Source organism: Nocardia violaceofusca NBRC 14427 (assembly GCF_963869435.1).
In the GTDB taxonomy this organism is placed as follows: Bacteria; Actinomycetota; Actinomycetes; order Mycobacteriales; family Mycobacteriaceae; genus Nocardia; species Nocardia aobensis.
This window is the reverse complement of the sequence record NZ_CAWMPM010000004.1, coordinates 88,152-105,251: the sequence shown is the minus strand read 5'-3', so window position 1 is coordinate 105,251 and position 17,100 is coordinate 88,152. Positions and strand designations below refer to the sequence as shown.

The following is a 17,100-nucleotide window of genomic DNA, read 5'->3' as shown; positions in this document are numbered from 1 at the left end:
GGGGTTCAGCCTTTCCAATGGATGGCAGTATGCAGCCGGGCGACGTTGGGCTTGGAGCACAGCTGTTGCAGCGTGGCCAGCGCTCGTTGCATGGTGTGGTCGTGGGTCGGGATGTTTTGAAACAAGATCAGCTGTTTCGCGTCGACCAGAGGGTTCGCAAGCCGCTTGGCGAGAAAACGATTGTAGTAGAGGCGATCTCGCGTGATCACGTCCTCGACGGAGACCGGCATCAACACCGTGTCTTGATCCGGCCGACCTTCCAGCGAGTTCACGGCGAACGCGGTGAGTAGGTCGTCTGCGGTCAGGTACGCGTAGGTCTCGTGGCCTTCGCGTGCCAGCCATGCACGCCATGTCGGTTCACACCGGGAGTCGGCGAGTTCGGCACCAGAGAGGAATGCCATGAGAGCAGCGTCGGTGACCGCATCGAAGATGTCGCCGTCGATCACGTAATGGTCGCTGTACCGCTCACTGACCGCGAGCAGCGCGTCCGGATGCGGTGAGACCATTTCCGAGTCCGTGAGGGTGTAGTGAACGCGCTTGTGACCGGAACGGAAATCAACCCAGTCCACCGACAACTCGCCGTCCAGTATCGGCGTGAACCCGAGTATCCCGGACCTCCAGACATGGTCGCGCAGGGTGATGTAGTGGCGCTGCACCTCCCGGAACACCCCAACCGGTGCCTCGATGACGGCGCAGACGTGGGTGTCGAGTTCTGCGACGGGCACTATCCGCGAGTTCTGTCGCGCGACGACCTCGTCGTCGTGGTGATGGTAGGGATGCGCACCTTCGACGAGGTAATGAGGTACGAACATCCGCAGGAACTGCAGCCAGGATTGCGAGCTGTAGCAATGCACGACACGTTCGTGCAGAGTCGGCGCGTCGACGGCATAAACGTCGCGGTAGACGAAGAATCCGTGATGCCGGATCACGGTCGGCAGCACCCGCATCATCGTGTGAAGCCCCGTGTACGCACCCCCATAGGAGTACACCTCGTGCATGAGCGCCGAGGCGCTGATCACATCTACAGGGTCGGCGATCAGTGTAGAAAGGTCCTTCGCCCAGCCTTGGACAAGATGACAGGTGCCCACAGCCGCGAATGCTTCCATGGCTTCTCCCAGCGAATGTGATGTCACCCCAGGGGCCTCGATCAACGTGAGCCGTGCCCGACTGTCGGCGGTGAGTCTCGAGGCAAGGTATCGCACGGCTGCGCCCCCACCAGGTCCGATTTCGACCAGGTCAGGTTCGGCCGTCTGCAGACGTGTGATGGCATGGTGGACGAGTGCGCCTTTCTCGTCGCCGTGATCGTTCGCGGCGATGTCGAGGTAACCAGCATCCGATTTCTGTTGATGGGCAAACATATTCACTGTAGGCATCGGTTCTTCCTGAACGGAGAATTGTGCAGGGGAATCTCTCGGCGGAGCTACGGCTCCTGCGGCCTGGATTCGTGGCGGTCGCGTTCGCTCCATTCATCGAGCCCTTGCGCGACGCGGATCAGCAGCGCTGCGGACGCCAGCGTGGTTGGGTAGCGCAGGAACCCGGATTCACCGGGCTCGCGCCGTGGAAGCTGCTCGGTCATCGCGACGGCCCCTCGGCTTCCAACCGTGCCAACCTGTCAGCGGTTTCGGAGCCGGCACCAGGGGCACGACGCTGCGGCATGTCGATCACGGAGGACGAGTCCGAACGATTGCGGTATTCGCCGAGACACGTTGGGGTGCAGAAGACACGACCGTCCGCGCGAAGGGGTTCGCCGGGGATCTCGAGGGCGCACCAGTCGCACCACTCGTCGTCGGTTGTGGCGTTCACGCCGTCACCTCCGATGCCCACGACAGGGCTGCCAGGTACTGGGGGCATCGCGCCCCGTGATCGGCATGAACTGTCAGAACGCGACGAGCCTCTTCCAGACTGTTGATCGGAGCAAGGCAGTCTTCGCAGAACCGGTGGATGATGTCCGACTGCGGGAGCTGATGCGCGACACTCGGGCTCACCGGATGCCTCCGATGAGGGGCACACGCGGATGAATGCGACCCGCGTCGACCAGGACCATCCAGGCCGCGTCTTTGCGCGCACAATCACCACGGCGGCACTCGCGATGGAGTTGCATCTCCAGGTGCGCTTGGGCCTCGGTGAACAGCATCAGCGGTGCGTGGTGTGGACACTCCGGATCCTGCGGGTTGTCGCAGGCAAATGTGGTGGGACGCGGTCGTGCCGGCATGAGGTAGGCAGCGGCGGCCAGCCCTACCCGTACGGCGGCGAGACCGCCGATCAAGAGCGATGTCGTCAGCACCGGAACCTTCGGTTTGTGTGTCGGCCGGATGGACTCTCCCGATGCCTGGCCCGCCGACCAATTCGAAGTTATGGACTCGATCGGTGCCGGAAACCCCTGTGGGGCTGAGGCATTGGGCATCGGAAGCTGGAACCAAGCGTGGCTCGGGGAATTCCGCGACAGAAGGTGCACGCGGTACATGGCGGTATACGCTGGGTTCACGGTGGTATACGCACCCAGCGCCGAGGGGCCAGGATTGGGTATGCATGTCACGTGGACAGGTGCCGACGCAACCGCGTTGCGGAAAGCCCTGGGACTCCCCCAGAAGCGATTCGCCGACCGGCTCGGGATTCATGTGCAGACAGTGAAAAAATGGGCCAGCCGAGGGACAACAATCCGACTGGACGAGTTTTACGCGGGTCTGATGACGACACTGCTCGACGGCGCTACCCAGGAACAACGCGGGCACTTCTATGCGAGACGCCAACAGGTCGCAACGCCTGAACCTGGCGTTGCCGAAAAGAGTCTGGATGTCCCCGAGTGGGATCCGACATCGTGGAGTACCGATTGCGCCACCGTGACGGCAGAACTGACCAGGAGAGATTTGATGTTGGACCGACGCCAGGCAACCCGCGCCCTGATCGGCGTGGTGGTCGGTGCGAAGCTGATCGAACCGCTGGAACAGTGGCTACAGCGCGTAAGCGACGAGCCGGTGGCCGCTATCGGCCGCGGCAATATCGGCCGTCAAGAGGTCGAGCAGCTGGAGAACGCGGCGCAGATGTTTCGCGAGTGGGACGACCAATTCGGCGGCGGGTTGCGCCGCAAGGCCGTGATCGGTCAATTGAGCGAGGTCAATGAACTGCTGCAAGACAGCCATCCAACAGAGATCCGGCGCCGACTGCGGCGTGTATTGGCCTTGCTTGCCGAAACGGCAGCGACGATGTCCTGGGATTCAGGGCTGCAGACGGCGGCCCAGGAGTACTACATGCTGGCCGTGGGGGCGGCGAAAGCTGCGGGCGATCCAGCTCTGTGCGCGAACGCGATGGCAGGCATGGCCAGACAGCTTCTGTCTCTGGACCATTACGGCACAGTGTCCAGGCGCAGGAACCTCGTACATCAGCGCGCGATGGATGCGCTGGAGATAATCCGGCTGGCGCAGGACGAATTCGGTGATGTGGTGACGCCAAGGGTGCAGGCGATGCTTTACGCCCGCGAGGCGTGGGCGTACGGGAAACTCGAACGACCGTCGGCGTTCCGCCGGACATGCGATAAGGCCTACCGGGCATTTGCCCGCGCCGACACCGCCAGTGATCCGTACTGGATTCGGTACTTCGATGCGGCCGAGCTTTCTGGGACGTTGGGCGGAAGGCTGCTCGAGATGGCTCGCCACGACTCGTGTTTCGCTGCGGAGGCCGCGTGTGAAATCGAGCGTGCGATCGAGTTGAGGGTGCCAGGACGGTTGCGCAGCTCGGCTCTGGACAAACTGGGGATCGTGGAGGCGCGCCTACTCCAGGGCGAGTTGGACGAGGCGGCACGGCTCGGGCACGAGGCTTTGAACATGGTTGAGCAGACCGCGTCCGATCGCGTTCGAAAGAAGCTGTGGAACGTGTACGGCCGCACCGACCAACTCGCAGGGGTGCGGTGCGTCGCCGAGCTGAGGGATCGAGTGCGTCCACTGATCATCGACACGGTGTAGAAATCTTGCATGGTTCGAATCGGTGTCACCGGACATATGGACATCACTGACGACACACGGCGTCTGGTGTACGGGGAGATCACCAGCCTGCTGGCTCGCTACGATGACGTGACGGGCATCAGTTGTATTGCGAGGGGCGCTGATTCCGTATTTGCCGAGGCGGTTTTGGACGCGGGCGGCCAGCTCGAGGTGGTGATACCGTCGCGAAACTATCGCGAGAAGAAGGTCAAACCCGACCATGCGCCGGTGTTCGATGAGCTGTCCAAGCGCGCCGAAGTGGTGAGCGTGATGCCGTTCGATGACACAGGACCGGAAGCGTATGAGGCCGCCAATGAGGCCGTGGTGGGGACATGCGATCGTCTCGTGGCGGTGTGGGACGGTCAGCCTGGCGAGCGCAGCGGAACTGGTTCTGTGGTGAAGTTCGCGCGGGAGAGAGGTGTGCCGGTGGACGTGGTGTGGCCCGAAGGCGCACGGCGCGTACGCCGGTAGCCGAGCCGGGCGGCCCGGCCGCCGATGCGCTGAGCCTGCTAGCCAGCTGGACGGCCACCCATCTGGGTGCCGCGCCGAGTTCTTCGCTGCCCTCCGACCCGCGCTGACGTCCTTCCGGTCGTTCGCCTGCTGCGGTCGCGTTCCGATGCGATCATGGAGCCGTTCGGGGCGGCGGCAGATCGGCGACGACCGGAGGCGGTTCATGGCGACTCGGCGGGCGGCACGAGAGGCGGCTGCGCCGCTGAGTGCCTGGGGTTTCGTCGTCCGGTTCGGCATCGTCAGCTTGCTGGCCGATTTCGTGTACGAAGGGGCGCGGTCGATCACCGGACCGCTCCTCGGGTCGCTGGGGGCTTCCGGGTTCGTCGTGGGCGTGGTGACCGGGGTGGGTGAGGCGGCGGCGCTGGTGCTGCGTCTGGTGTCCGGCCCGCTCGCCGACCGGACCAGGCGGTTCTGGGCGTGGACCATCTCGGGGTATGTGCTCACCGTGGTCAGCGTCCCGCTGCTGGGTGTGGCGGGGGTGTTGTGGGTGGCGGCCGCCTTGGTGATCGCCGAACGTGTCGGCAAGGCGGTGCGCAGCCCGGCCAAGGACACGTTGCTCTCGCATGCGACGGCGGTCACCGGGCGCGGTCGGGGCTTCGCCGTCCACGAGGCACTCGATCAGGTCGGCGCGGTCGCCGGGCCGCTGACCGTCGCGGCGGTTCTCGCCGCGACCGGCGACGATTTCACTCCCGCCCTCACGATGCTCGCGATACCGGGTGCGGCGACGCTGCTGTTGTTGTGGCGCATCCGCATTCGCGTCCCCGATCCGGTGCGATACGAACCGGCCGCGGCGCCTCGGCCCGGAATCGCGAGAGTTCCCCTGCCCCGCAGGTTCTGGCTGTATTGCCTGTTCACCGCGGTCTCGATGGTCGGCGCGACCACCTACGGCGTGCTGTCGCTGCACATGGTGGCGGCCGGGGTGTTCACGATGGCGACGGTGCCGGTGGTCTATGCCGCGGCCATGGCCGCCGACGCCTTGGCCGCGCTCGCATCCGGGTGGCTGTACGACCGCGTAGGCGCGAAAACGCTCCTCGTTCTACCGGTTTCGACGGCACTGGTGCCGGTCTTCGGTTTCGCCGGTGGCATGGGCGCGGTACTGGCGGGGGCGCTGCTGTGGGGCGCGACGGTCGGTGTGCAGGAATCCACGCTGCGTGCCGTGGTGGCCGACCTGGTGCCGGGCGATCGCCGCGCCACCGCCTACGGCATCTACGCCGCCGTTCTCGGCACCGCGACCGCCGCCGGCGGAGCGATCACCGGATTTCTGTCCGACACATCGTATTCGGCACTGGTCGCCACGGTGGTAGCGGTCGAATGTGCCGCCGTGGTCGTCCTGTTCGTCCTCGCCGCGCGCGGGCGCACACCGGCCGGCCGGTGACCGAACGCGCTGCCTCACAGCGATATTCGAGCCCGGCTATACCTAACACTGTTCAAACGTGTGACTTGCCACAATCGTTCGGTGACCGTCACCTTCACCACATCCATAATTCACGTCCTGACCTGCAAACTCATATCGGGCAATGAAAGTCAATACGGGTCTCGCTCAGTGGTATCAGACCTGAAGTTTGAAACATCGCCCGTTATGTTGTGCCGATGTTGAGAGCGAGGCTCGGTATCCGGACCCGCATCCTGGCCATCGCAGTGATTCCAAGTCTGACGTTGCTCGGAATCGGTGTGGGCACAGCGGGTTATCTGGTACGGGAGGGGCAACACGCCAAGGACTGGGCATCGATCCTGGGCAACGCCAATGTGCACACTCGCGAGATGATCGCCGCGGTGGAACAGGAGCGGATGCTGTCGCTGTGGCATCTGGCCGGTGAGCACGGCAACCCGGCCGCTCTCGGCGCGGCCCGCACGCGAGTGGACAATGCCCTGCAGGCCCTGGCCGCCACCGAGAACAAACTGATGACCAGCGGTTCGAATCCGATGGGTGACGACACCGGCGGATTCGAAACCCTCAAGAAGCAACTTCCGGCCATCCGCGGCGGCATCGATGCGGGCGCGCTGCCGATTCCCGAAACCTACGCCATCTACAACCGCATTCTGGATGCGGTCGTCGTCGGCACCAATCTCACCATTCCGACCGCGCCCGACGCGGCGGTCGCCCAGCAGCTGGCCGGCGGTCTGCGCACTCTGCACGCGATGGAGGGCATGTCGCGCAGCGCCGCCCTGACCGCCGCCGAACTCAACGGCCAGATCCTCGCCGGGCAGATGCGCGACGACTACCGCAACCTGGTCGGCTACTACCGCACCGAACTCCCCCAGCTCGCCGCCGATCTCACCGGTCCCCCGGCGGACAAGATCAAGACCGTTCTCGCCTCCCCGGCCTGGCAGCAGCTGGCCGCGATGGAGGACTACCTCATCCATCCACCCGCGCCGGGCAAGAACGGCGAATTGCCGCCGCCCCCCATGAGTTTCACCGACTGGCGCACCTCGGCCGAACAGCTCGGCGACCAGTTGCTCGCCGCCTGGCAGTACCAGAACGACCACGCCAACCAGACCGCCGTCGACGACGGCGACCGCACCGCGACCAATTCGCTGTGGGCCGGCGCCGGCGTGCTGGCGATCGCGATCATCGCCTTCCTGCTGTCGCTGTGGCTGGCCAACCGGTTGATCGGGCGGCTCAAGCGGCTGCGCACCGAAACCCTCGCACTGGCCGAGGTCCGCCTGCCCGAGACGATGCGCCGCCTGAGCGAGGGCGAGAACATCGACGCCGAGACCGAGGCGGCCCGGCTGGACTTCGGTCACGACGAGATCGGTTCGGTGGCCAACGCGTTCAACCGCGCTCACACCGCGGCCGTCTCCGCCGCGGTCACCGAGGCACGCACCCGCGAGGGCGTGCGCGCGGTATTCCTCAACATCGCGCACCGCAGCCAGATCGTGGTGCACCGCCAGCTCGAGATTCTCGACGAAGCCGAACAGCGCCAGGAGGATCCGGCCCTGCTCGAGACCTTCTTCCGGCTCGACCACCTGGCCACCCGCGAACGCCGCAACGCCGAGAACCTGATCATCCTCGGCGGCGGCGAACCGGGCCGGCAGTGGCGGCGCCCGGTGCCGTTGGTCGAGCTGGTGCGCAGCGCGATCGGTGAAACCCTCGACTACGCGCGGGTTCGCGCGCATCGCATGCCGCAGGTGTTCATCGTCGGCAACGTCGTCGCCGACCTCATCCACCTGCTCGCCGAACTGGTCGACAACGCCACCTCCTTCTCTCCGCCGCAGTCGCGGGTCGAGGTGACCAGCAACGTGGTCGGCAAGGGTGTGGCGATCGAGATCAGCGATCAGGGCATGGGCATGCCCGCCGACGAACTCGAACGCGCCAACGAGATGCTGCGCAACCCACCGGATTTCGGTGTCGCCACCCTGTCGGCCAATTCGCGTCTGGGCCTGTTCGTGGTCGCCCAGCTGGGCGCCCGCCACGGCATCTCGGTGCGGCTGTCGGAATCCGACTACGGCGGCATCCGCGCCATCGTGCTGGTGCCGACCGCCGTCGTCGCCGCCGATGCGCCGCTGGCCGACCACCTGCCCGAACGGTTCGGCGGCCGCCGCCCCGAACCCGCGATGACCGGTGAGATGCCGGCCATCCCGGCGGCCGAGACGACCTCGGCGGCAACGTCGCTGGCGACCCTGACCTCGCCGCAACCGCAGGCTTGGTCAAATTACCCGCGCACCGACAGCGTGCCGCGCACCGACGAGCGGAGCTGGGCCGACTCCCCGGCCCGGCGCGAAGCGCCGCCGCGCCACGAGCTGCCCGCGACACCCACCGACCAACCGGCGCGTCGCAGCCCGCAGCGTCCGTCCTACACTGGCAGCGATGCTCGCCCACCGTTGCCCCGCCGTCGCCGACAGGCCAGTCTGGCACCGGAATTGGCGCACGACCCCCAACCCGACGCTGCGTCCCCGCAGCGGCCGCGCTCGGCGGAACAGGCACGAGACCTGATGTCCGCCATCGAGAACGGAACCAGGCAGGGGCGGCGATCGCAGCCCGGCCACACCCCGGACGAACAGGAAGGCGAAGGTGACTTCTTCCAACGCAGGTGATCTGAACTGGCTGCTCGACGATCTGGTCGATCGCCTGGCCGGGGTGCGCTACGCGGTGGTGCATTCCACCGACGGGCTGCTGCTGGGCCGCTCCACATCGATGAGCCGCGAGGACGCCGAACACTTCGGCGCCATGTCGGCCACCCTCTACGGGCTGGCGCGCAGCGCCGGGAACCGATTCGACGGTGGTGGCGTGCGCCAGGCGGTCATCGAACTCGACCGTGCGGTATTGTTCGTCACCGCGGCCGGTGACAACGCATGTATCGCATTGCAGGCCAACGAGAACGCGAATCTGGGTATGGTGGCCTACGAAATGAACCTGACCGTGCAGCGAGTCGGCGGTTACCTGTCCACCGATCCGCGTAACGGTCTGGCCGAGCACGTGGAGCATAGATTGTCATGACGCGCTTCGGTCAACCGTGGTTCGACGATGCGGCCGGTCCCCTGGTCCGTCCGTACGCCGTAACTCGGGGCCGCACGATGGGGGCGGGACACGATCTGGACATGCTCACCCTGGTGGTGACCGTGTCACCGGGTCCGCCGCTGCGGCGCGTCGAACCCGAATACGCGGAAATCGTCCGGCTGTGCCGGACCCCGCAATCGGTAGCCGAGGTCTCGGCGAGACTCAAGCTACCGTTGGCGGTGACCAAGATCCTCGTCGGTGATCTGATCGGCGAGGGTCTGCTGAACTTCCGGGCTCCCGCCCGGACCGACACCGATACCGGCGGGACCGGCGAACTGAACATCTTGCGAGCAGTACTCGATGGAATCCGAAAGCTGTAGAACACCGTGCCTGATATTTCGTCCTCGGCCGACCTGGCTGCCTCGGTCAAAATCCTCGTAGCCGGCGGTTTCGGCGTCGGGAAGACCACGATGGTGTCCTCGATCAGCGAGATCACGCCGCTGCGCACCGAGGAACTGATCACCGAATTGTCCACCGGCATCGACGATCTGTCGGGCGTGGAGGGCAAGACCACCACCACCGTGGCGCTGGACTTCGGTCGCATCACCATCGACCAGAACCTGGTGCTGTACCTGTTCGGCACGCCCGGCCAGGACAGATTCTGGTTCCTGTGGGACGAATTGGCGCGCGGCGCCCTCGGAGCGGTGGTCATCGCCGACACCCGCCGGCTGGAGAACTCCTTCGCCGCCATCGACTTCTTCGAACGGCGCGGACTCTCGTTCGCGGTGGCGGTGAACTGCTTCGACAACGCCCCGGTCTACACCACCGAGGAAGTACGCGAGGCGCTCGATCTCGACGCCCACATCCCGGTGGTGCTCTGCGATGCGCGCGACCGCAGCTCCTGCAAGACGGTGCTGATGACGCTGGTCGAACATCTCATCGCCCGCGCCACCAGCTCGGTGGCCTGACCGCCGATGTCGTGAGCGGAGTATCCGGCGCGGCCGCTCAGCGGGCGACCGCGACCGGATCCAGCTCGGCGAAGCTGCCGATCCACCGGTGCGGCGGCCGCGGCGAATTCGGCTCACCGGCGCGGGTGACGCCGACGGCCTGCCAACCAGCGGCCACCGCGGCGTCCAGTTCGTCGGGATGATCGGACAGGAACAGGATCTCTCCCCCCGGCACGCCGATCTCGGCCGCGATGCGGCGATACGACCGCTCCTCGCGCTTGGGCCCGGCATTGACCAGGTCGAACCACCCCCCGATCAGCGATGCCAGCTCGCCTCCACGCGCGTGGGCGAACCAATCCTGTTGATTGCGAATCGAACCCGACGAATACACCCACAGGGTGAGTCCGGCGGCATGCCAGGCACGCAGAGCCGCGGGCGCGTCGGGAAAGAATTCGCCGAACAGGGCGCCCTCGCGAAAGCCCTGAGCGCAGATCACGCCCTGCGCGGTCTTCAGCGGTGCCGCCTTGATGTCGGAATCCAGCCAGCCACGCAAGATCTCGGCGATCTCGTCGAGATCGGCCTCGGGCCGCCCGGCCAGTTCGCGCGTCTGCTCGATCACGGTCTTCGCGGCGTCGTCGGAAGCGTCCGCCAACCACTGCGGCAGCCGTCGGCGGGTGTAGCCGTAGAGATCTTCGCGGACCGAACTGGTGGGGCTGGTGGTGCCTTCGATATCCACGACGATCGCGCGGACCGTCAGGGCTTCGCCATCTCGTCGGTCGCTCATGCGGCGACGAGCTCGTCCAGGGTCGGAAAGCCCTGCGCGATGGGGTCGCCGGTGAAATCGCCGATCCAGCCGTCAGCCTCTTCGAAGAACCGGATGGCCACGAAGTCCGGGCGGGTGCCCATATCGAACCAGTGCCGCGTCCCCGCGGGCACCGACACCAGATCGCCGCCCTCGCAGACCACCGCGACGACCTCCGGTTCCAGGTGCAGGTAGAAACAGCCGCGGCCGGAGACGAAGAAGCGCACCTCGTCCTCGGCGTGGCGGTGTTCGGACAGGAACTTCTGCCGCGCCGCACTCGCCTGCTCAGGCCAGAGCGGATCGCTGTCGTCGGGATGCAGCCGGGCCAGATCGATATGACGGTAGCGGCCGTCGGCGTTGAGGTCGGCGATCCGATCCCGGTATCGGCCGAGGATCTCCTCGGACGCGATGTCGGCGGTCACGGCCTCGGCGGGCCAGCGGTCGAATTCGATGCCGCGCGTGGCCAGTTCGGCCGCGATACGCTCCGGATCGGTGGTGTGCAGACGCACGTCGGCCGGATCGGTATCGGCCGCGATATGCAACAGGGTCACTGCGGTTGCTCCTCGAGAATGTGGTCGGTGGAGATGTCGCGGCGTCCGGTGAGCGACACCAGTTCACACAGGGCCTCCAGGCATTCCGCACGGTCGCGGGCCTGCGCCAGGTCGGCGCCCCAGGCGGTGATGCCGTGGCCGGCGATGAACAGCGCCGGCGGGGCCGCCGGATGCGCGCGTAGATACTGTTCGATCTCCGCGCCGATCAGCGACACATCGGCGTGATTGGGAAAGACCGGAACGTCGATGGTATCGCCGGAGCGCAGACCCTTGATCAATTCGAAACCGGTGAACCGCAGCGGATTCGGGGCGCCGACGGAGGCCGCGGTAGCCCGCGGCGAATGCACGTGCACCACCGCCGCGGCCTCGGTGGTGCGGTAGATCGCGGTGTGGATCGCGGTCTCCGCGGAGGGCCGCCGGTCTCCGGCAACGGGTTCGGAGTTCTCGATCCGCACCCGGACCATATCGGCGGCGGTCAGCTCCCCCTTGGACAGACCGCTGCCGGTGACCACTGCGGTGGGCCCCTCGGTGTCCGCGCCGTTGTCCGATGCCGCCCGGAAGGCGCCGTCACGCACGGAGATGTTGCCGGCGGTCCCCGGCATCCAGCCGCGACCGTAGAGGTCGCGAGCCAGGCCGGCGATCGCGGCGGCGTTCGGGGAGTCGGCGGGGTCCTGTGCGCCGGAATCGGCGGTGCGCGGATCGGCGACGGCGATCGCCTGCGCCGCAAGCGGATTCGCCTCGTCGACCAACCCGTTCTCGGTCACCACGGCCGTCACCAGTTCCGGCGGTGTGACATCGAAGGCCGGGTTGAAGACCGCGGTGCCCTCGGGTGCGGCCGCATAGTCGCCGAAGTGCGTGATCTCGGCCGACCCGCGCTGTTCGACGACGATATCGGCGCCGGTCGCGGTCGCCGCATCGCGCGTGGATTCGGGCGCCACCACGATGAACGGGATGCCGTGGTGGCGGGCGGCCAGTGCCAGTCCGTACGTGCCGATCTTGTTGGCCACCGAACCATCGGCGGTGATGCGGTCCGCGCCGACGATCACGCAATCCACCTGCCCGGTCGCCATCGCCCAGGCGGCGGCGGAATCGACGGTGAGCCGATGCGGAATGCCGGCCTCGGCCAGTTCCCACGCCGTCAGGCGCGCGCCCTGCAGCAGCGGGCGGGTTTCGTCGACCAGAACGCTGTCGATCACGCCGCGGGCGTGCAGAACGCGCAGTGCCCCGATCGCCGTGCCGAAGGCGGTGGTGGCCAAGCGGCCGGTATTGCAGTGGGTGAGCATCCGCAACGGCCGCCCCGGACACAGCCGCTGAACCAGGTCGGCCGCGTGTTCGGCGGCGGCCCGGTTGACCCGGCCGTCCTCGGCGAGCAGTGCCTGTGCCTCGGCCAGCACCCCCGGCGCACCGCCGTCGGCCAATTTCGCCAGGGCTCGCCGCACGCCCCAGGACAGATTCACCGCGGTGGGCCGGGCGGACTCGATGCGGGCGGCCTCGGCCTCGACCCGCGCGGGTTCGCCGGGATGGGCGAGCGCGGCCAGCGCGACCCCGAAGGCCCCGGTCACCCCGATCGCGGGGGCACCGCGCACGGCCAGGGTGGCGATCGCGTCGATCACCTGATCGACCGTCGTCAGCCGCAGCGTGCGCACCTCGTGCGGCAGCGCGCGCTGATCGATCGTCACCACGGCGCCGTCGACCCACGTGATCGAACTTTCACCCATTGCGCGCACAACCCTCACCACTCGACCCGGCTGACCCCTCATCTCAAACGGTAGCGAATCAGAGGTCACCGGCTCGCACCAGGTTTACCCTCGCCGGGATCCGATCCCGCACCTGCGGGTAACGGTCGTGGACACCCCCTGAATGGCAGTGTGTGCACACGTGCACCGCGTGCAGCCCGGCGCTGCGCGTGAGGGTGTAGATCACAGCCCAACGGCAGACCGCGGTACGACTCGGATTACCAGGCCTGGGGTGCCGCCGAGCCGTTGTCTGGGAATGAGGCTGCTCGCTGTCCGCTGACGCGCCCCTCGTTGTGAGCGGGCAGCCGTGTAGGACGGACTCGCGGTGCGCGGTCTCGGCCGCCAATCGACCGGCGCGGCCACCGCGACGGGCTGAATGAAACAAGCGCAGGCGGCGCGACACGTCGGCGCGCCTTCTCGCCGGGCAGTGGTGGCAGAAGCGACAGCGCCGCTGCTCGAACAGCTCCGGCTATTCGTTCCCTCGACACTCGCTCGAAGGGCACTGCCGGTCAGAGTTTTCCGCGGCCGCATGGGTGAAATGTCCTGTCATTACCGCAGTTCCACGATGTTTTCCACAGTCGGCGTGTCATCCACAGCGACCGGTGGACAAGCGTGAACAGCGGTTGTTCCACATCCCCGGAGACAGTTGGGGAAGAAGACCTCAGGCTCGCCCGAATGCGAGTGTGACGTTGTGTCCTCCGAAGCCGAAGGAATTGCTGAGCGCCTGTGAGATTCGCTGTGGACGTGCGATGCCGTGCACGATGTCGAGGTCGACACCCGGGTCCGGATTGTCGAAATTCAGTGTGGGAGGCACGGTCTGATCGCGCAGTGTGCACAGGGTGAGGATGGCCTCGAGCGCGCCCACCGCACCGATGGAATGGCCGAGCGCGGATTTCGGCGCGTACACCGAGGCGTGCTTCGCCACGGCCGCAATGGCATTGGCTTCCGAGGCGTCACCGATCGGGGTCGAGGTGGCGTGCGCGTCGATGTGGTCGATATCGGCGGCGGTCAGATCCGCGGCGTCGATGGCCTTGCGCATCGCCCGGGCGGCGCCCGCGCCGTCGGGATCGGTACCGGTGATGTGGTAGCCGTCGGAAGTGATTCCCGCGCCGAGGATCCGGCCGTGCACGGCGGCCCCGCGGGCCCTGGCGAACTCCTCCGATTCCAGCACCAGCAGCGCACCCGCCTCGCCGAAGACGAACCCGTCGCGGTCGCGGTCGAAAGGCCGTGAGGCCAGCCCCGGTTCGTCGTTGCGGGTGCTCATCGCCCGCATCATGGCGAAACTGGCGATCGGGATGGCTTCGATATATCCCTCCACGCCACCGGCGATCACCACGTCGGCCTCCCCCGTGCGGATCAGCCGCCACGCGTGCGCGATCGCTTCGGCACCCGAGGAACACGCCGAGGTCGGCGCGTAAACACCTGCCTTCGCGCCGAATTCGAGTCCCACCCGGGCGGCCGGCCCGTTCGGCATCACCATCGGCACCGTCAGCGGCGGCACCTTGCGATAACCCCCCTCGCGCATCGCGTCGACCGCGGTGAGGAAGGCGTCGCCGCCGCCGAGTCCGGTGCCGATCGCCACCGCGAGCCGTTCGGCGTCGACCTCCGGCGCCCCCGCCTGCGACCACACCTGGCGGCCCAGCACCAGCGCCAACTGCTGCACATAGGAGTGCCGACGCTGTTCGATGCGGGTCAGGTGAGCGCCCGGGTGTTCGGTCAGCCGCCCGCCGATCCGCACGGGCAGGTCGTAGCGGGTCACGAACTCGTCGGTGAGCGGCCCGATCCCGCTCTTGCCCGCCAGCAGCGCCGACCAGGTGCTGTCGAGGTCGGGGCCGAGGCAGGTGGTGGCCGCCATGGCGGTGACGACGACATTTCGCGACGTTTGTGTAGCAGTCGTTACACTCATGCGGATATGGATACCCGTAGCGACCGCTACAGTCAACACGTGCCTCGACCACTCGACCAGGCCCGGCGCGCGGAACTACTCGCCGGGGTGATCGCCTACATCGGCGAATACGGATTGACCGAACTCTCGCTGCGTCCACTGGCGGAGTATCTCGGAACCAGCTCGCGCATGTTGATCCACTATTTCGGAACCAAGGAGCAGATGCTGATCGCGGCGCTCGAGACCCAGCGCCCCGACATTCCGGGCATGTTCGCCGGCGTTCCCGACCTCCCGGCTCTTCGCCGCCGTCTCATCGAATCGTTCAGCGTCAACATCACCACGGAGTGGGTATCGAGCACGCGCGTGCTGTTGCAGGTGATGGGGGTGGCCGCGGTGCCCGGAAGTCCGTTCCGTTCCTACGGCGAGGACGCCGTGCACGTCCTGGTCACCGCCCTCACCGATGTGCTGAAGAGCTTCGATCCCACCGTCGCCGATCCGGAATCGACCGCCACCCTGCTCGTTTCGGGTGTGCGCGGGTTGCTGCAGGATCGGTTCGTCACCGGCGATACCGCCCGCGTCTCGCGCGCGGCGCGGTTGCTGATCACCCAATCGCTCACGCTGCCCGAGCCCGGCGCCGGCCGATGAGCGGGCCCGCGGTATCGCTGATGGAACAAGTTTCAGTATTGTTGCCGCCATGGCTTTCGTGATCGATGACACCGTAGAGATCGACGCACCCGCCGAGGTGGTGTGGAAGGTGCTGACCGACCTGGGCAGCTACGGTGAGTGGAATCCGTTCGTCGCCGAATGCCGCAGCACGCTCGAACCCGGCGATCCGATCGAGATGCAGGTGCGGCTCGGCTCGCCGAAGCCGCGCAAGCAGGTCGAATACATTCGGACCCACACACCCGGAACCGAATTCAGCTACAGCATGAAGCCGGTGCCGCTGGGGATCCTGCACAGCCTGCGCTCGCACACCGTGACGCCCCTCGACAACGGCCGCACCCGGTACCGGTCGCATTTCGAACTGGGCGGCCTGCTGCGGCCGGTCGTGACGCTGGCGCTCGGCAAGGCACTGCATTCCGGCTTCGGCGGCATGACCGCGGCGGTCAAGGAGCGCGCGGAATCGCTGCGCTGAGCAACGCGGCGCCGCATGCCGGCGCCGGGGCCCTCAGGCCTCGAACGGGATCACGTTTCCCGCGGCGTCGCGGTTGCCGCGACCGGCCTCGATCGCGCTGACGAGTTCGGCGACGTCGGTCCAGGTGCGGGCGGGCTCGCCATCGAGATTGCCGATGTGATACCAGGTTTCGGTATCCCGATAGCGAACCAGTCCCCTGCCCTGCTCGTCGACGGTGACATCGAGTTCGCCGGACACCGTCCCTTCCTCGTCGGTCATGACGGCGGCCTTACCGGTGATTTCGATGATGTCGCCTATGTGAACTCTCCTCGGTGGAGGCAGTCGTCGACCGCGGTACGCAATGCGGTCTGTTCCGCCGTGTCGATGGTCAAACCGTATTTTACCTTGATGCGAATGTAGCGCTGAACGTACTCGCAGCGGAACACGCCGGGCGGCAGATAATTCGCCGCATCCTGATCGCCCTTGGACCGGTTGGCCGACGGATCGGAGGCGACCAGATTGATCGCGTCGTTGGCGATATTGCGGCGCGTATCGGTGTCGGTGGATTGCGCGCCGGAACGCCAGGCCTCGGCCAGCGGGACGATATGTTCGGCGTCGACTCCGGCGGGATCGGTGATCCATTTGTAGGGCTTGAGTTTTCCGGTCTTGGCGTCGAGTACGCCGTAGCGGTCGCGCCAGCCGCCGTCCTTGCCGAGACTCAGTTTGCAGGTCGCGGCATCGAGTGTCACCGAGCCGGTGGCGTCGCGCAGCATCATCACATCGCGGGTGGTGCATTTCGCGTACTGGGCGTATTTGTCGCCGAATCCGTGGTCGGAAGTGTTCTGATCCCAGTGCGGGAATTGTTCGCGGCTGTATCCGGTCATCGGCGCTTCCGGTGCGACCACGAGTTTCCCCAGCAGCGCGTTGACTTCTTTGCCGGAAAAGGTCGCGGCGGCAGCGGAATCGGGTTTCGGATCGTTCTTCTTGCCCCCTTCGTCGATGAAGCTGTACACCACCGCGAGCACGACGGCGAGGAGGACGGGCGCCACTATCGCGACCAACCGGCGCATGCCGGGAGAGGATATCTTCACCGCCGCGCCCCGATCGTGTCGTCGGGCGCGCACCGGGGACCGCGGAGTG

18 protein-coding genes are annotated in these 17,100 nt (G+C 66.7%); 9 read left to right on the top strand and 9 right to left on the bottom strand.

The window, feature by feature from the left end:
• Positions 1–5 precede the first annotated feature (5 nt).
• From AC5592_RS02975 to AC5592_RS02965, 3 genes are all read right to left on the bottom strand, one after another.
• A complete protein-coding gene (locus tag AC5592_RS02975) occupies positions 6–1,373 on the bottom strand; it encodes a hypothetical protein (RefSeq protein ID WP_063063296.1) in 1,368 nt (455 codons plus the stop codon).
• A gap of 47 nt (positions 1,374–1,420) precedes the next feature.
• The gene (locus AC5592_RS02970; RefSeq protein ID WP_157110970.1) at positions 1,421–1,576 is read right to left on the bottom strand and encodes a hypothetical protein; all 156 of its coding nucleotides are present in this window, start codon (positions 1,574–1,576) and stop codon (positions 1,421–1,423) included.
• Between the two features lie 405 nt (positions 1,577–1,981).
• The gene (locus AC5592_RS02965) at positions 1,982–2,284 is read right to left on the bottom strand and encodes a hypothetical protein (protein WP_063063295.1); all 303 of its coding nucleotides are present in this window, start codon (positions 2,282–2,284) and stop codon (positions 1,982–1,984) included.
• A 241-nt stretch (positions 2,285–2,525) separates the two neighbouring features.
• Here AC5592_RS02965 and AC5592_RS02960 point away from each other — a divergent pair, with 241 nt between their 5' ends.
• The 7 genes from AC5592_RS02960 to AC5592_RS02930 all read left to right on the top strand — a co-directional run bounded on the left by AC5592_RS02960 (position 2,526) and on the right by AC5592_RS02930 (position 9,893).
• A complete protein-coding gene (locus tag AC5592_RS02960) occupies positions 2,526–3,959 on the top strand; it encodes a helix-turn-helix domain-containing protein (protein ID WP_198163743.1) in 1,434 nt (477 codons plus the stop codon).
• A 9-nt stretch (positions 3,960–3,968) separates the two neighbouring features.
• The gene (locus AC5592_RS02955) at positions 3,969–4,448 is read left to right on the top strand and encodes a hypothetical protein (protein WP_036501306.1); all 480 of its coding nucleotides are present in this window, start codon (positions 3,969–3,971) and stop codon (positions 4,446–4,448) included.
• A 202-nt stretch (positions 4,449–4,650) separates the two neighbouring features.
• Complete coding sequence (locus AC5592_RS02950; RefSeq protein WP_063063294.1) at positions 4,651–5,862, top strand: MFS transporter; 1,212 nt, start codon at positions 4,651–4,653, stop codon at positions 5,860–5,862.
• Between the two features lie 215 nt (positions 5,863–6,077).
• Positions 6,078–8,522, top strand: a complete 2,445-nt coding sequence (locus tag AC5592_RS02945) for a sensor histidine kinase (protein ID WP_063063293.1) — start codon at positions 6,078–6,080, stop codon at positions 8,520–8,522.
• The gene (locus AC5592_RS02940; RefSeq protein ID WP_030514365.1) at positions 8,500–8,925 is read left to right on the top strand and encodes a roadblock/LC7 domain-containing protein; all 426 of its coding nucleotides are present in this window, start codon (positions 8,500–8,502) and stop codon (positions 8,923–8,925) included. The genes AC5592_RS02945 and AC5592_RS02940 overlap by 23 nt, the downstream gene beginning before the upstream one ends.
• A complete protein-coding gene (locus tag AC5592_RS02935) occupies positions 8,922–9,305 on the top strand; it encodes a DUF742 domain-containing protein (protein ID WP_030514366.1) in 384 nt (127 codons plus the stop codon). Before AC5592_RS02940 ends, AC5592_RS02935 begins: the two co-directional genes overlap by 4 nt.
• Positions 9,306–9,311: 6 nt before the next feature.
• The gene (locus tag AC5592_RS02930) at positions 9,312–9,893 is read left to right on the top strand and encodes a GTP-binding protein (protein WP_036501302.1); all 582 of its coding nucleotides are present in this window, start codon (positions 9,312–9,314) and stop codon (positions 9,891–9,893) included.
• 37 nt (positions 9,894–9,930) lie between these two features.
• Here the strand turns inward: AC5592_RS02930 and mtnC are convergent, their stop codons facing one another.
• The 4 genes from mtnC to AC5592_RS02910 all read right to left on the bottom strand — a co-directional run bounded on the left by mtnC (position 9,931) and on the right by AC5592_RS02910 (position 14,867).
• Positions 9,931–10,656, bottom strand: a complete 726-nt coding sequence (mtnC, locus tag AC5592_RS02925) for an acireductone synthase (protein WP_051024598.1) — start codon at positions 10,654–10,656, stop codon at positions 9,931–9,933.
• Positions 10,653–11,225 (bottom strand): 1,2-dihydroxy-3-keto-5-methylthiopentene dioxygenase, encoded by a 573-nt coding sequence (locus AC5592_RS02920; RefSeq protein WP_036501300.1) that lies wholly within the window; start codon positions 11,223–11,225, stop codon positions 10,653–10,655. The genes mtnC and AC5592_RS02920 overlap by 4 nt, the downstream gene beginning before the upstream one ends.
• Positions 11,222–12,943, bottom strand: a complete 1,722-nt coding sequence (locus AC5592_RS02915; protein WP_036501298.1) for a bifunctional S-methyl-5-thioribose-1-phosphate isomerase/methylthioribulose 1-phosphate dehydratase — start codon at positions 12,941–12,943, stop codon at positions 11,222–11,224. The genes AC5592_RS02920 and AC5592_RS02915 overlap by 4 nt, the downstream gene beginning before the upstream one ends.
• A gap of 679 nt (positions 12,944–13,622) precedes the next feature.
• Positions 13,623–14,867: a KasA/KasB family beta-ketoacyl-ACP synthase gene (locus tag AC5592_RS02910; RefSeq protein ID WP_063063292.1), complete on the bottom strand. Its 1,245-nt coding sequence runs from the start codon at positions 14,865–14,867 to the stop codon at positions 13,623–13,625.
• Positions 14,868–14,906: 39 nt separating this feature from the next.
• Between AC5592_RS02910 and AC5592_RS02905 the strand changes: the two genes are divergently transcribed.
• Together AC5592_RS02905 and AC5592_RS02900 are read left to right on the top strand one after the other, a co-directional pair.
• Entirely contained in the window at positions 14,907–15,491 is a 585-nt protein-coding gene (locus AC5592_RS02905; RefSeq protein ID WP_036501439.1) for a TetR/AcrR family transcriptional regulator, read from the top strand.
• 49 nt (positions 15,492–15,540) lie between these two features.
• Positions 15,541–15,981 (top strand): SRPBCC domain-containing protein, encoded by a 441-nt coding sequence (locus AC5592_RS02900; protein WP_062996509.1) that lies wholly within the window; start codon positions 15,541–15,543, stop codon positions 15,979–15,981.
• Positions 15,982–16,014: 33 nt separating this feature from the next.
• Here AC5592_RS02900 and AC5592_RS02895 read toward each other — a convergent pair whose 3' ends face one another.
• Both AC5592_RS02895 and AC5592_RS02890 read right to left on the bottom strand, forming a co-directional pair.
• Positions 16,015–16,239: a hypothetical protein gene (locus AC5592_RS02895; RefSeq protein ID WP_083870769.1), complete on the bottom strand. Its 225-nt coding sequence runs from the start codon at positions 16,237–16,239 to the stop codon at positions 16,015–16,017.
• Positions 16,240–16,274: 35 nt separating this feature from the next.
• On the bottom strand, positions 16,275–17,030 hold the full coding sequence (locus AC5592_RS02890; RefSeq protein ID WP_063063291.1) for an HNH endonuclease family protein: 756 nt from the start codon (positions 17,028–17,030) through the stop codon (positions 16,275–16,277).
• Between the last annotated feature and the right edge of the window lie 70 nt (positions 17,031–17,100).

Bases quoted from the DNA above. Each gene is read 5' to 3' on its own strand.
- AC5592_RS02975 (WP_063063296.1), bottom strand. From the start codon at position 1,373: ATGCCTACAGTGAATATGTTTGCCCATCAACAGAAATCGGATGCTGGT.
- AC5592_RS02970 (WP_157110970.1), bottom strand. From the start codon at position 1,576: ATGACCGAGCAGCTTCCACGGCGCGAGCCCGGTGAATCCGGGTTCCTG.
- AC5592_RS02960 (WP_198163743.1), top strand. From the start codon at position 2,526: ATGCATGTCACGTGGACAGGTGCCGACGCAACCGCGTTGCGGAAAGCC.
- AC5592_RS02955 (WP_036501306.1), top strand. From the start codon at position 3,969: ATGGTTCGAATCGGTGTCACCGGACATATGGACATCACTGACGACACA.
- AC5592_RS02950 (WP_063063294.1), top strand. From the start codon at position 4,651: ATGGCGACTCGGCGGGCGGCACGAGAGGCGGCTGCGCCGCTGAGTGCC.
- AC5592_RS02945 (WP_063063293.1), top strand. From the start codon at position 6,078: ATGTTGAGAGCGAGGCTCGGTATCCGGACCCGCATCCTGGCCATCGCA.
- AC5592_RS02935 (WP_030514366.1), top strand. From the start codon at position 8,922: ATGACGCGCTTCGGTCAACCGTGGTTCGACGATGCGGCCGGTCCCCTG.
- mtnC (WP_051024598.1), bottom strand. From the start codon at position 10,656: ATGAGCGACCGACGAGATGGCGAAGCCCTGACGGTCCGCGCGATCGTC.
- AC5592_RS02915 (WP_036501298.1), bottom strand. From the start codon at position 12,943: ATGGGTGAAAGTTCGATCACGTGGGTCGACGGCGCCGTGGTGACGATC.
- AC5592_RS02910 (WP_063063292.1), bottom strand. From the start codon at position 14,867: ATGAGTGTAACGACTGCTACACAAACGTCGCGAAATGTCGTCGTCACC.
- AC5592_RS02900 (WP_062996509.1), top strand. From the start codon at position 15,541: ATGGCTTTCGTGATCGATGACACCGTAGAGATCGACGCACCCGCCGAG.
- AC5592_RS02895 (WP_083870769.1), bottom strand. From the start codon at position 16,239: ATGACCGACGAGGAAGGGACGGTGTCCGGCGAACTCGATGTCACCGTC.
- AC5592_RS02890 (WP_063063291.1), bottom strand. From the start codon at position 17,030: ATGCGCCGGTTGGTCGCGATAGTGGCGCCCGTCCTCCTCGCCGTCGTG.